Here is a 12,815-nt window from a genome sequence, read left to right as displayed (position 1 = left end):
TTCAAGGGGAGTGCGTGAAGTGGGATGCCGTCTTTTGCAGCTCCGCCTGCCAATATTCCCTCGCCGGGGCCGTCGTCAGGTTGTGGTCGGCCTCGGCGAGGAACACGAGATTCGCATTGGCGTAGCGGCGCATCAGGTAGCCGCCCTTGCCGAAGCGGGTTTCGAGGTTCGGCACGCCGATATCGCCCTCGCTGTAGATCAACGACACCCGCGTCCCATTCGCGGCCATCGCCTCGAAGTCGCGCGTCACCCGCTTCAGGCTGGGCAGCAGAAAGGGGAAGCGCACGAGGACGGGCAGCGCCTTGGCGACGGCCTTGGCGAAGAGCATCCGGGAGAGGTTGCGCACGCCGCGCGTCACATTGACCTCGCCGCGCAGCACCCGCTTCCAGAACCCGCCGCTGCGCATCTTCTCGCCATAGCTGGCGAGCGGCTGAAGCGACGCGTTGATCAGCGCATCGACATCCGTATCCGGCGCCAGGGAAAAATCGAAGGGATTGACGGGCACAACGGCCTTGACCGGCTGAAAGCGGATTCCGCTCCTGAAGGCGGTATAGCCGCCACTACACCGGCCGCTCAGCACGACCGGGGAAAGCCGGCGAGCCTCCAGGAAGGCCAGCGCCTCACCGACATCGTCGACAAGGCTGTCGTGATACATGACCTGAGCGGGCGCATCGGGATGGGGCGGGCTGTCCGCGACATTGGCGAAATCGAAGCGGAACGCCGGGATTCCGGCGCGCGCCAGATCGCGGCAGATCCGCGTGGTGATGCGGCCCCAGCCGGACATGCGGTCGTAACCGGTGGACAGCATCATGACGGTCGCACCGCGGCGCGGCCCCTGCGGCTCGCAAAGTATCCCGTAGAGACGGTCTCCTTCCCCGAAGCGCACCGGCGTCTCCGTGAAGCCGTCGCCTGTGAGCGGCTGGCATTCCGGCAGGGCAGGGCGGGCGGACGTCCGGTCCGCGCCCTTCAGGCTGGCAGCCCAGGACACCAGTTCTCCGATCGCCGCCCGCGGCGGGATCGACAGCAGGACATCCCGAGCGAAGAGGTCGTAGTCCTCGAAGGGCGCACTATGCGTCCGCACGCCGAGCGAGGCGAGATGCTCGACGAAAGCAGCATCGTTCGCCCGGCCTTCCTGGGTCAGGACGAGTATATCCGGAGCCGCGGCCGTCTCAGGCTTGGAGATGTCGAGGGTGCGGATTCCGGCAAGCACGGCGTCGGGGATCACCTGCTCGCCCATGGCCGGCCCGCTGGGCGGCGTGGCGTGCTTGATCGCGCCGTGATCGGCGATGCGGCTCAGGGCCATGAATTCGCGCACCCAGCGCCGGCCGGATGTCGCCGGCGCGGCCATGGCGATGCCGGCGACGTCCCCGAGCATTTCGGCCGCACGCCAGGCGAGCGCGGCGCCGATGCCGTGCCCGATCAGCAACAGGCGCCTTGCGCCCGACAGGCCGCGCAGAACCTCCGCCGCGGACAGGATGCTCCGATGCCAGATATCGAGACCGGCGGAATAGTCCTCGAGATCCAGCGCATCGCCGGTGCCCGGATAATCGAAGCGCAGGCTCGCAATGCCCTCCCGCCCCAGATCCGCGGCCAGCAAGCGCCAGAATTTGCGCGCGCACAGTTCCTCGAAACCCCACGAGCTGACGAAGAGCACCGCCGTGTCGCTGGGCTGCGCGGCATCCGAGGGACGGTAGAGACCCATTGTCCCGGCGAAGGTCACAGGAAAATCGGCGGCCGCATATCTGCCGCCGCCTTCGGTGGCGACAGCCGTCACCAGCGGCGAAGGGTCCTTCCGGGCGGATGTACCGTGCATTATCGAACCTTTCCCGGATCCCCGACCCGGCGAATTCCAATCAGGCACTACCAAAGCCGAATTTCATTAAGAAACTTGAATTGTCCTGCGACTTCCGTTGCACGCACAGGTCACGGCTTAAGCAATTGTCCAGAAGTTGCGCTTATTAAAATCTCAACGTGCGCCTTGAAGTTCCGCGCCCATATTGTTCCAGGAGGCACATCACGATGGTAGAGAAAACGGCAAGGCACGATCTCGTCTTCGGCGGGTCCGGCTTCATCGGAACGCATCTGGTGCGCCGGCTCGTGGGAGAAGGACACCGCGTCGTCTCCGTCGACATCCGCCCGCCGCGCGAAAGGCTCGATGGCGTCGTCTACCTGCAGGCGGACGTGCGCGATCTCTCGGCCTTCGATCCCGGCATGCGGATCGACCGCATCTACAATCTCGCCGCCGTCCACACGACGCCCGGCCATCCCGCCCACGAATACTACGAGACGAACATCCTCGGCGCGACGTCGGTGACGGCGCTGGCGCGGCGGCTCGATATAAACGAGATCACCTTCACCAGCTCGATCTCGGTCTACGGCCCCGGCGAGGAGACGAAGCGCGAGGACACGCCGCCGGCGCCCGAGAGCCCCTATGGCTGGTCGAAATTCATGGCCGAGCGCATCCAGCGTGCCTGGATGGAAGAAGACGAGCGCCGCCGCCTCGTCATATGCCGCCCGGCCGTCATCTTCGGGGCCGGCGAAGGCGGCAACTTCACGCGCATGGCGAAACTGCTGAAAAAGGGCTTTTTCATCTATCCGGGCCGCAAGGACACGATCAAGGCGTGCTTCTACGTAGAGGACCTGCTGGACGCGCTGGACTTCGCAGCACGGCGGGAGGAACGCTTCGTCCTCTTCAACGGCTGCTACCCCGATCGCTACACGCTCGAGCAGATCGTCGAGGCCTTCCGCGACGGCCCCATGCGCGGCGCAAGGACGTTCCTCGTGCCGCGCGGCGTGGTAACGCTCGCCGCGACCATGCTGCGGCCCTTCTCCGTCATGGGGCTCGGCATCCACCCCGACCGGGTGATGAAGCTCGTGCGCTCGACCGACGTGATGCCCGGCTGGCTGGAGGCGACGGGCAGGGCGAACCGGGGCAGGCTCGCCTCCGCCATCGAACGGTGGAACGCCGAAAGCGGCGGCCGTTTCGTCTAGAGGCGTTTTGGCGGAACGTGGAAGGCTTAGAGTGGACAGGATGCAGGACATGAACATGGGCAAGGACGGCCTGACCATCGCCGTCGCCATCGCCACGGCAGGACGGCGGGATATCCTGACGCAGACGATCACCTTCCTCAACAACCAGACACGCAAGCCGGACGAGTTCCTCGTCTGCCCCTCGCGCCCGGAGGATGTCGACGTCGAGGGCCTGTCGGCCTATCACGGCGCCATCGAGGTCCTGCCCGGCCCGGTCGGCCTGCCGCACCAGCGCAACGTGATCATCGCCGCCTCCAGGGCCGATATCGTCGTCTTCTTCGACGACGATTTCCTGCCGGCCGCCAATTTCCTGGCCGAGGTCGAGGCGCTGTTCGCAAGCAAGCCCGATATCATGGTCGCCACCGGCCATGTGATCGCGGACGGCGCGCGCGGTCCCGGACTGGAATTCGAGGAAGGACGCCGGCTGCTGGAGGCGGACGTGCTTCGCCGCCCCGCTTTGCTGCATCCCACCTTCAACGGCTATGGCTGCAACATGGCCATCCGCCTGGCGCCGGTTCGGGCGCACGATCTTCGCTTCGACGAGAACCTGCCTTTCTACGCCTGGCTTGAGGATGTCGACTTTTCGCGGCAGCTCGCGCCCTATGGCAGGATCGTCAGGGCGGACCAGTTGCGCGGCGTGCATCTCGGCACGAAGAAGGCGGGGCGCAGTCCGGGAAAGCGGCTCGGCTACTCCCAGGTCGCCAACCGGATATACATCCAGCGCAAGGGCAACATGCCTTGGTATCAGGTATGGGACGGCACCTTCAGGAACATTGCGTCCAATCTCTTCTGGAGCCTGAAGCCGGAACCCTGGGTCGACCGGCGCGGCCGGCTGAAGGGCAACCTGCTTGCCATCAGGGATTTCCTGTCGGGCCGTCTCGATCCCCGCAACATCCTCGACATGTAGGCCGCTGACGCCCGCGTTCCGTCACCGCCGGAAATAGGTTACCGCCTTTTCTGCGACATAGGCTTCCAGGCCTGCGGGCCGGCCGCTCACCCACCAGAGCCCGTAGAGGCCCGCGACATAGATCGCGCCGAAGACCATGCCGACCACCGCGATGGCGGGATAGAGGTAGGGGCCGTATTGCGTGAGGTCCGGCACGCCGTAGAGGAAGGCGGCGGCGGGAACCAGCGCGACCATCGGCGACAGGCTGCTGCGCAGCTGGTCGCGGAACGAAATGCCCGCGACCGACCGCACCGAGAAAAGCGTCATCAGCAGCAGAGCGAGGCCGGCGCCGGCCTTTGCCCAGATGGCGCCGGTGATGCCGGCGAGGATGATGCCGACGACGGTGAGGGGAACGCGCACCGCCAGCTCCACGAAGGAGCGGAGGGCGACGAGGCGGGGACGGTCCAGCACCAGCACCAGGGCGGACATGGGGACGGTGGGCAGGATGACGAGGCTCGTCAGCGCCACGCCGGCGAGGATGGGCGCGCCGCTGCTCCAGTCGGGCCCGAGCAGGATGTGGATCACCGGGCCGGCCATCAGCGCCATGAAGCCCATCACCGGCGCCATCAGCGTGACGATGCCGGCGCAGGCCTTCAGGTAGGCGCCGGTGAGGTTGCCCTTTTCCCGCGCATTGACCAGCGCCGAGAACAACGGGACCGCCGTCGGCTGCACGATCGCCTGGAAGGGCAGGCCGGCAATATCGTTGGCCGTCGTGAAGCGGCCAAAGGACGTGATATCGACATAGAGCGGCAGGATGAGGCGATCGACCTGCCAGTTCAGCGCCGAGACGATCTGCGACAGGAAATTCCAGCCCGTCATACTTGAGAAAAGCGGCCAGTCGGCCAGCGACAGGCGCAGGCGCATCGGCGCCATGATGTAGGAGACAATCATCATCACGACGGGGGTGGAGACAGTTCCGGCGGCCACCGCCCAGTAGTTGCCCGTGCCGACAGCGATCGAGATGGCGATGACACCGGCCACGGCCTTGCCGAGAAGTTCGAGCATCCCCTTGCGGCGGAAGTCCAATGCCTTCTCGAAGATCACCATGCGCGGGCTGATCATGCCGCGTGCGGCAGGCGCCAGCGCCAGCGCGCAGATCAGCGGCATCAGCCGCGGATCGCCGTAGAGGGAGGCGAGCGGGAAGGACAGGCCCGCCATCAGGCCGGCGACGAGAAGACCGCGGATCAGCCCCAGCGTGAAGGCGGTGCTGTACATGCGGTCCGTCACCTCCGGCAGGCGGACCAGCACGAATGTCAGCGGCAGTTCCAGAACGGCCTCGACGATATAGATCACCGTCATCGCCGTCGCCACCAGGCCGAAATCGGCGGGACCGAGCAGGCGGGCCAGAACGAGCAGAACGGCGAAATCGATCAGGCGCGACGACAGCCGTGCGCCGACGGTCCACATGCCGGCACGGATCGTGCGTGTCGAGAGGGAAGCGCCTTCGGCGGCAGACATCAGCGGGCCCTTTCCGGGTAACCGGCAAATGCCGGGCGCTCGGCGGAAGCAGGCACGCGCGCCGGCGCCGGCCAGGCCGCGGCAGCGGCCAGCGCATAGATACAGGCGTTCATGATGCCGAAATCGGCCGACGTGCCCACGAGCGTCGCCATGATGAGCACAGGCGGCATGTAGAAGCGGACCGCGTTGAGGATGGCCGCGCCCGTCAGGTCGCCCGGCTGCGCCCGGCGAAGGAAGGTCTGCAGCATGAAGCCATAGTAGAGGAACCCGCCGACGACGCCGCTATTGCTGAAGACGGCCACGATGCCGTTCGACGCGCGCGTCGCCCCCATGCCGACCCCCAGCCCCCACGTATCGAACAGCGCCTTCAGCGATACCGCCGTCCACATGCTGCGCTCTTCGAAGGAGTCGGACGATGTCTTCTGGAAAATGATGGTGTCGACCAGCTTGATGAACGGGTTGAAGAGCGCCGGCCAGGCGAGCGCCAGGACATAGATCGCGGCAAGGCCGAGGACGATCGCCCAGAATTCCGCGACAAGCCCCTCGCGCGCCGGGCTTCCCTTCCGGGCCGTCAAAAGCCGCCAGAACCATTCGGCCGCGGCGACGCAGCCGAAGACGCCGAGCCCCGCATAGGCTGCCGACGAAGTGGAAAGCAGCGCGAAGACCGTGAGCAGGACAATGAGACAGGGCGCACCGTAGAGCCGCAGCCACGGGCTGACGATCGCGCGCCGGAAGAAGTAGATTGCCGAGAGGAACGATACCGCGAGGGACCCGTAGGTCGAGGCCTCCGGCATCAAGCCGACGATGCGTTTGACATCCGCGATGTCGACATCGGTCAGATAGGAATATTGGGCGGTCCGGAACATATCGAGATAGGGGCCGAGGCCGACGAGATCGACCATGCCCGTCGCCACGATCACCGCACCGCCGACGCAGAGAGCACCGAGCACATGCTGGCGCGCCGCGGCCGAGCGCAAAGCGAGCGCGCAGGCGAACACCGTGACGATCGAGATCGTCAGATACATGAGCTGCGAGATGTTCTGCTGCGTGGGATAGAGCGGAATGCCGGTGGTGAATTCCTCAAGGCGCATCGGGATGATCGTCACCATTCCCGCGAAGATACGCGGCATGAACAGGGTGACCCAGACGGCGACGATCCAGAACAGGAACAGCAGCAGGCATTGCGACGGCCGCAAGGCGATGTCGAGCATGCGCGACAGGCCGTTGGCACCGCCCGCATAGATGAAGATGATGGCGAGCGCGACGATCGGGGGAGGGGTGAAGCTCAGCCCTTGCGTGATTTCCGGCGGGATGACGGCGAGCGAACCGAACGACATGGAGCCGAACAGCAGGTAAAAGATGAAGGGCCCCCGGCTTACCATTCCGATGAGCAGGAGTACCCAGAACAGAATGACCGGTATCAGATCCATTTCGCTCTCTTTGCGGGCCGGGCGCGGCCCGCCACGCCACGGCGTCGGCCCATCAAGGAACGACCAAACCACAGTGCCGTGAATCTTTGCTTAAGTCGCGATCGGGCAAGCCATTCGCCCGCCCATGCCGCACCGTCCCGAAGTGGCGCACACGCACGCTCGAAATGCTACCCAGGATAGGCGGAATCGCCCGATCGTTAAGGTTTTAACGGCTTTCTCAACCCGGTTCTAATTCTTGTTTCCTATGGTGCGATCAAAGTTCGGGCTAGAGGGAGCATAGACTTGGTTCTGAAACTACTGATCGCCGGTGCGGTCGCCGCCGCCGCACGCCGTTCGTCCGATACGCCTTTCGCACAGCAGCGTGTCACCACGGTGTTCAAACGCGCGCACGATCTCAAGATGCGCGATGCGCCGATCGAGCCGAGCTGGATCATCGACGGCTCGCCGGTAGCACGCGCCGCCGATCATGTCCGTAGCGCGGACGATTCCTCGTTTTCCGCCCAGTGGGACTGCACCGCCGGCACGTTCCGCTGGTATTTCCACTGGGACGAAACCGTCGTCATCCTCGAAGGAGAGGTGCACATCACCGCCGAGGACGGCTCTTCCTACACGCTGCGGACGGGCGACATGGGCTATTTCGCCGCGCGAACCTGGGCGACGTGGCACATCGACGACTATGTCAGGAAGGCGGCCTTCATCCGCCGGCCTTTCCCGTCACCCATCGCGGCTCTCTACCGGCTGAAAAACGCCTTTCGCCAGAACAAGACATTTTAAGTAGACGCGGATAAACACCCTTCTTTCTCTTTCCATACTTGATAATTTCCGGTTGTCCCCAACGCCCGGGAAATATTTATTGTCTCTTTACGGGACAGTGAGAGAGATTGCAGGGAACATCATCCGCCATGAAGGCGGATTTCAACATCAGGATGGAATGGATGAGCAGCAAGATCGTACCCGTCATCATGGCCGGCGGTAAGGGCACGCGCCTTTGGCCGCTCTCGCGGGCTTCGGCGCCGAAACAGTTCCTCAGCTTCCTCGGCGAGACGACGCTCTTCCAGAAAACGCTGACCCGAATTGCCGATGGCACTCTTTACGAAGCGCCCGTCATCGTCACCAACAGCGACTTCCGCTTCCTCGTGGCCGAGCAGGCGCGCGCGGCCGGCGTGCCGCTTGCATCGATCCTGCTCGAACCGGTCGCGCGCAACACCGCGCCGGCGCTCGCCGCCGCCGCCACCGTCATCGCACGCCTCCATGGCGAGGACGCGATCATGCAGGTGCTGGCCTCGGATCATGAAATCGATGCCGACGCCGTCTATTTCGACTGCATCGCCAAGGCGGCGACCGCCGCCCGCGCCGGTCGTCTCGTCACCTTCGGCATCACGCCCAGCGAGCCGGCGACGGGCTACGGCTATATCGAGACCGGCGAAGACCTCGGCAATGGCGCCCATGCCGTGCGCCGCTTCGTGGAGAAGCCGGATCGCGACCGGGCGCAAACCATGCTGGAGGCAGGCGGCTACCTCTGGAATTCCGGCATGTTCATGCTGCCCGTCGGGCTTTTCCTGCGCGAACTCCAGCAATATGCCCCCGACGTGCTGGAAGCCGCCGGCGAGGCGGTGACGAAGGCCCATCACGACCTCGATTTCGAGCGCCTGGACGAGGGGGCCTTCGCCCGCGCGCCGGATATATCCGTCGACTATGCCATCTTCGAGAAGACGCCGATCGCCGCCGTCGTGCCCTCGCCGATCTCCTGGTCCGATCTCGGAAGCTGGGATTCGGTCTGGAAGACGGGCAAGCAGGATGAGGCCGGCAATGTCGCCGACGGCAGCACGACGATGGTCGATACGCGCAATTCGCTGGTCATCTCGCACGACATCCACGTCGCCGTGCAGGGCCTCGACAATGTCGCGGTCATCGCCAGCGAGGATGCGGTCTATGTCGGCCGCCTCGAAGACAGCCAGAATGTCGGAAAGCTGGTCAAGCACCTCGCCAAGCTGCCGAAGACGGCCAAGCTGACCGAGACGCACCCGACCTCCTACCGCCCGTGGGGCGGCTATACCTCCGTCCTCAACGGCGAGCGTTTCCAGGTGAAGCGGCTGTTCGTGACGCCCGGCAAGCGGCTGTCGCTGCAAAAGCACCATCACCGTTCCGAGCACTGGATCGTGGTGCGCGGCACCGCGGAGGTGACGATCGGCGACAAGACGATCCCGCTGCGCGAAAACGAATCCGTCTACATCCCCCAGGGCGAACTGCACCGGCTCGCCAATCCCGGCAAGATCATGCTCGAACTCATCGAGGTGCAGACCGGCTCCTATCTCGGCGAGGACGACATCATCCGCATCGAGGACGAGTTCGGCCGCGGATAAGGCTGTCGGCTAACGACATTGTGATGCGGCCGCCCCGCGGGCGGCCGTCTTGCTTATTGTAACAAGATCGCGCCTTGCCTAGTTAGGAGGGACGATGACGATCCGTCTTTTCCGCATTGGCGCGTGGCTTGCCCTTGCCGCCATCATCTTCGTTACGGTCTCTCCCATCGGCCTGCGGCCGAGGGATTTGGTGTCGACCAATTTCGACCGTGCCGCGGCCTATGCCGTCCTGTCGGCGCTGTTCGTCTTCGCCTATCCGCGCCATCGCTGGACCGTGGCCGCCCTTGTCGTGCTGGCCGCGGGCGGGGTCGAACTTCTGCAGTTCCTCTCCCCCATGCGCCATCCTCAACTGATGGACGCCGCCGTGAAGGCCGCGGGTGGCGTTACCGGCCTGTTCGCCGGCATCCTGCTGCATTCGGGCGCGGCGCGGCTTCGTTCCGACAGCCGGAAATGACGCACGGAAGCTGAGAAGCGTCAGACGAGCCGGTAGAGATGCACCGGCTTTCGCGGCGCGCGCTTGATAATGCGCTTTGCCTCGAGGTCGAGCTGCACGGCCTTCATCCACCAGCCGGCCTTCTGCCGCTCGGGAAAGGCCGTCTCGGAAAGGAAGGGCAGCAGAGCGGCCTGCGCCTCCGCGACCGTCATGCCCGGCTCCTGATCCGGCAGCGCGGCGAGGAGCGCCTCGCGCATCGCCATGTATTTGGTGCGATCGACCCGTTCGCTCCGGCCCGGGATGTTGACGTTTTCGATTTCGATCTTCTCAGACATCGATCTTCCCAGCGACAGCGATTTTCGGATTACGGAATCCCATGGCGATCCAGGCCGCCAGGAGTTTTGCGTAGAAGGCCACCGTATGGGTCTTCAGGTTGGGAATGTCGGCCGGCAGGCCGGACCTGTCGGCAAGGTCGCCCGTCATCGTCCGCAGCTCGGCCTTCGGCCGCGCCTCTTCCGGCCAGAGGTGGAGGTAGAGGCTCAGCCAGTGGCCGCCCTTCATCTCCAGGAAGACCGGCGTGTTGCAGCAGGTGGCTACGACGCGTCGGGAACCGGACGAAGGGGACAGGCGGAATTCCTTCAGGTTCTCTGCACCGGAAAGGACGCCGATCCGGTCCTTGCGATATTCCGCGCTGGGCGTCGCATGATAGGTCGTCAGCATGTTCGCTGCGCCCGGAAGCGTCGCGAGCCTGCCGGCCGCGGCACGGCAACTGTCGCACAGGCATTCGGAAACGAGGATCGGGTTGCCCCGCACCTCAAGGCGCGTCTTGCCGCACGCGCATCCTATGTGGGTCGTTCTGCTCATTGCCGTCATCCTCCATGACATTGAACAAGTGCCTGATGTATCGCTCCAGATGATCGAGGCTTTCCCGCGCAAGGGCCGGATCGTTGCCGGCCTTCGCCAGGATGAAGCCCCCCTGGAGCACGGCCTGCGTGTGGCGGGCGAGGCTCTCGGCCGTCCAGCCGGCCGTTATGCCGCGCTCCCGCCGCGCCAGCTCGATGTCTTCCTCCAGCGTCGCCGTGTGGCCGAAGATGCTGCGCCCGCACGCGTCGCGAATATCGGGCGCGCTGTCATAAACCTCCTGCGCCATCGTTCCGACGAGGCAGGTGAAATCCTTCAGGTCGCCCGCGATGATCGCCTTGCGGAACGCCACATAGGCGAGCACCCGCTCCAGGGGGTCGTCGGGCGCGTGGTAAGGCGCCCCGGCGAAGAAGGCGGAGGTCGTCTCCGCCCAGAACTCCGCCGCCGCCACGCCGAGAGCATCCTTGCTTCCGAAGTGGTGGAAGAACGCCCCCTTGGTGACATCGGCGGCCTTGCACAGGTCGTCGACGCTGGTTGCGGCGAAGCCCTTTTCACGAACGATGTCCCGCGCCGCCTCCAGGAGGCGGATCCGCGCGCTGCCCCGTTCGGGCGAATGTTTGGTTGGTCTCGACATATGAGCAACATACCGTACGGTCGGTATATGTCAAGTGCACGTTTGGCGCCGGCAGTTCGCGCATTCACATGATTCGTCCGGAAACAGGACATCCTTCTTCGAGGGCACAACCAAATGTTAGCGACCCAATGCTTGAAAACGGAAAATTCCGCAAAATTTCCACGGCAGAAATGTCTTCGAATTGGCAATTCAACCAATTGATTTATTTTGGCTATCGCCATTAGAAATCAATTGATTTCTAATGGACGCGTCACCAAGGAGAGAGCGTTGCGATTTTACAACAGACTTTATGGGGTGTCGCTGCTAATCAATTCTTACGTGCAGCAGCATTGCAATCGAGGGGTATCGCAGTGATCAGACTTTCCGCAAAGACATTGGCAATCTCGGCAGCAGTATTGGCTTCGACGGCTTCGCTCGCCTTCTCTGCGGACCAGTCTGCAGACGTTGTCGCATCGCCGGACTTCGTTTTCGTCGGCGGCGTCGGCTATACCTGGCTCAAGGGCAACGAGCTCGTCTACGACGGCGCCGGTAACCGTATCAGCCATCTGATCTGGGAAACCGATGCCCCCGTCATCAACCTCGGCGCCAAGGGCGAGTTCGGCAACGACTGGACCGTCTCGGGCAACGTGGAATTCGGCTTCAGCGGCAACAGCCACATGGAAGACTATGACTGGCTGGCTGGCGACTACGCCTTCGACAACTGGACGCACCAGTCCATCCATCCCGACACCGAACTCGACCGCTATATCAACCTCGATATCGCTCTCGGCAAGAACTTCGACCTGAACGAGACCACCACGTTCAACCTGCACGGCGGCTTCAAGTACACCGACGTCAAGTGGACGGCCTATGGCGGCTCGTTCACCTACAGCGTCGGCGGCTTCCGTGACACGGTCGGCAATTTCCCTGCCGGCGAGAAGGGCATCACCTTCGAGCAGCGTTACCCGGGCGTCTTCATCGGCGGCGAAGCCAAGACGGTCCACGGCGCATGGACGTTCACCGGCCTTGCCCGCGCCGGCGTGACGATCGGCGCGACCGACACCGACCATCACTGGATGCGCGACCTTCGCTTCGAAGAGAAGTACGGCGCCATTCCGTTTGTGAGCCTGGGCGCGGAAGCCGCCTACCAGATCACCGAAAGCACCCAGATCACGCTGGGCGTCGACTTCGAGCGGTTCTTCCGCAAGAAGGGCGAAACCAAGATGTACGACATCCCGACCGGCATTCAGGTCGGCGGCCCGTTCGAAGACGGCGCCGGCATGGACTTCCAGTCCGTCACGCTCTCGGCTGGCCTTAAGGTCGCCTTCTAAGCCGATCATCATGTTTGAATCGAAAGCCCGGGCCAGCGCCCGGGCTTTTGCGTTTTGGCCCTGTCATTTCTTGAGGAAGGGAGAGATGCACTGCACGCGCCCGCCTTCGGCCGTGCGGTATGTGTTGTCGAGCGCCCGATAGCTGGTGAAATGGGTCTTCATGCACCACTGGAAATGCTCGCGGGGATATTTTCCCGGATCGAAAACCGGTTTTCCCGCAGCAACGGCGTCCTCATGCACGCAACCGCTGCCGGCGAGCAGGGCTGCGCCGGCGGCAAGCGCCGGCAATCTTATTTTCGGTTTCACGCACATCTCCTCGAAGCAATGCCGGGCAAGATACGCTTCGAGTC

At 64.1% G+C, this 12,815-nt stretch carries 13 protein-coding genes; 6 read left to right on the top strand and 7 right to left on the bottom strand.

All coding sequences use genetic code 11. The annotated features are described in order from the left end of the window. Window position 1: 1 nt before the first annotated feature. On the bottom strand, window positions 2-1,813 hold the full coding sequence (locus tag Q9316_RS21510; protein ID WP_306035779.1) for an alpha/beta fold hydrolase: 1,812 nt from the start codon (window positions 1,811-1,813) through the stop codon (window positions 2-4). Window positions 1,814-2,019: 206 nt separating this feature from the next. On the opposite strand from Q9316_RS21510, the gene Q9316_RS21505 reads away from it, so the two are divergent. Further along, complete coding sequence (locus tag Q9316_RS21505) at window positions 2,020-2,991, top strand: NAD-dependent epimerase/dehydratase family protein (RefSeq protein ID WP_306035778.1); 972 nt, start codon at window positions 2,020-2,022, stop codon at window positions 2,989-2,991. Window positions 2,992-3,040: 49 nt separating this feature from the next. Continuing rightward, the gene (locus Q9316_RS21500; protein ID WP_306035777.1) at window positions 3,041-3,937 is read left to right on the top strand and encodes a glycosyltransferase family 2 protein; all 897 of its coding nucleotides are present in this window, start codon (window positions 3,041-3,043) and stop codon (window positions 3,935-3,937) included. Window positions 3,938-3,958: 21 nt separating this feature from the next. On the opposite strand, the gene Q9316_RS21495 is transcribed toward Q9316_RS21500, so the two are convergent. Together Q9316_RS21495 and Q9316_RS21490 are read right to left on the bottom strand one after the other, a co-directional pair. Beyond that, on the bottom strand, window positions 3,959-5,434 hold the full coding sequence (locus Q9316_RS21495) for an oligosaccharide flippase family protein (RefSeq protein WP_306035776.1): 1,476 nt from the start codon (window positions 5,432-5,434) through the stop codon (window positions 3,959-3,961). After that, window positions 5,434-6,864, bottom strand: a complete 1,431-nt coding sequence (locus Q9316_RS21490; protein WP_306035775.1) for a hypothetical protein — start codon at window positions 6,862-6,864, stop codon at window positions 5,434-5,436. Before Q9316_RS21490 ends, Q9316_RS21495 begins: the two co-directional genes overlap by 1 nt. 282 nt (window positions 6,865-7,146) lie before the next feature. Here Q9316_RS21490 and Q9316_RS21485 point away from each other — a divergent pair, with 282 nt between their 5' ends. The 3 genes from Q9316_RS21485 (at window position 7,147) to Q9316_RS21475 (ending at window position 9,681) form a co-directional block, all read left to right on the top strand. Then, entirely contained in the window at window positions 7,147-7,638 is a 492-nt protein-coding gene (locus Q9316_RS21485) for a cupin domain-containing protein (protein ID WP_306035774.1), read from the top strand. A 161-nt stretch (window positions 7,639-7,799) separates the two neighbouring features. After that, on the top strand, window positions 7,800-9,227 hold the full coding sequence (locus tag Q9316_RS21480; RefSeq protein WP_306035773.1) for a mannose-1-phosphate guanylyltransferase/mannose-6-phosphate isomerase: 1,428 nt from the start codon (window positions 7,800-7,802) through the stop codon (window positions 9,225-9,227). Between the two features lie 94 nt (window positions 9,228-9,321). Next, window positions 9,322-9,681: a VanZ family protein gene (locus Q9316_RS21475; RefSeq protein WP_306035772.1), complete on the top strand. Its 360-nt coding sequence runs from the start codon at window positions 9,322-9,324 to the stop codon at window positions 9,679-9,681. A gap of 20 nt (window positions 9,682-9,701) precedes the next feature. Here the strand turns inward: Q9316_RS21475 and Q9316_RS21470 are convergent, their stop codons facing one another. From Q9316_RS21470 to Q9316_RS21460, 3 genes are read right to left on the bottom strand one after another with little or no spacing between them, the layout of a single operon-like run. Continuing rightward, on the bottom strand, window positions 9,702-9,995 hold the full coding sequence (locus Q9316_RS21470; RefSeq protein WP_306035771.1) for a DUF6958 family protein: 294 nt from the start codon (window positions 9,993-9,995) through the stop codon (window positions 9,702-9,704). Further along, window positions 9,988-10,524 (bottom strand): GFA family protein, encoded by a 537-nt coding sequence (locus Q9316_RS21465; RefSeq protein WP_306035770.1) that lies wholly within the window; start codon window positions 10,522-10,524, stop codon window positions 9,988-9,990. Before Q9316_RS21465 ends, Q9316_RS21470 begins: the two co-directional genes overlap by 8 nt. Beyond that, window positions 10,475-11,155: a TetR/AcrR family transcriptional regulator gene (locus tag Q9316_RS21460; protein WP_306035769.1), complete on the bottom strand. Its 681-nt coding sequence runs from the start codon at window positions 11,153-11,155 to the stop codon at window positions 10,475-10,477. Before Q9316_RS21460 ends, Q9316_RS21465 begins: the two co-directional genes overlap by 50 nt. 350 nt (window positions 11,156-11,505) lie before the next feature. Between Q9316_RS21460 and Q9316_RS21455 the strand changes: the two genes are divergently transcribed. Continuing rightward, complete coding sequence (locus Q9316_RS21455) at window positions 11,506-12,465, top strand: omptin family outer membrane protease (protein WP_306035768.1); 960 nt, start codon at window positions 11,506-11,508, stop codon at window positions 12,463-12,465. A gap of 63 nt (window positions 12,466-12,528) precedes the next feature. Here the strand turns inward: Q9316_RS21455 and Q9316_RS21450 are convergent, their stop codons facing one another. Then, window positions 12,529-12,771 (bottom strand): BA14K family protein, encoded by a 243-nt coding sequence (locus Q9316_RS21450; RefSeq protein ID WP_306035767.1) that lies wholly within the window; start codon window positions 12,769-12,771, stop codon window positions 12,529-12,531. Window positions 12,772-12,815: the final 44 nt, after the last annotated feature.

Origin of the sequence: Shinella zoogloeoides (assembly GCF_030733845.1) — a bacterium.
Classification (GTDB): Bacteria; Pseudomonadota; Alphaproteobacteria; order Rhizobiales; family Rhizobiaceae; genus Shinella; species Shinella zoogloeoides_C.
The sequence above is the reverse complement of the archived record's forward strand: the minus strand, read 5'-3'. Positions and strand labels throughout refer to the sequence as shown.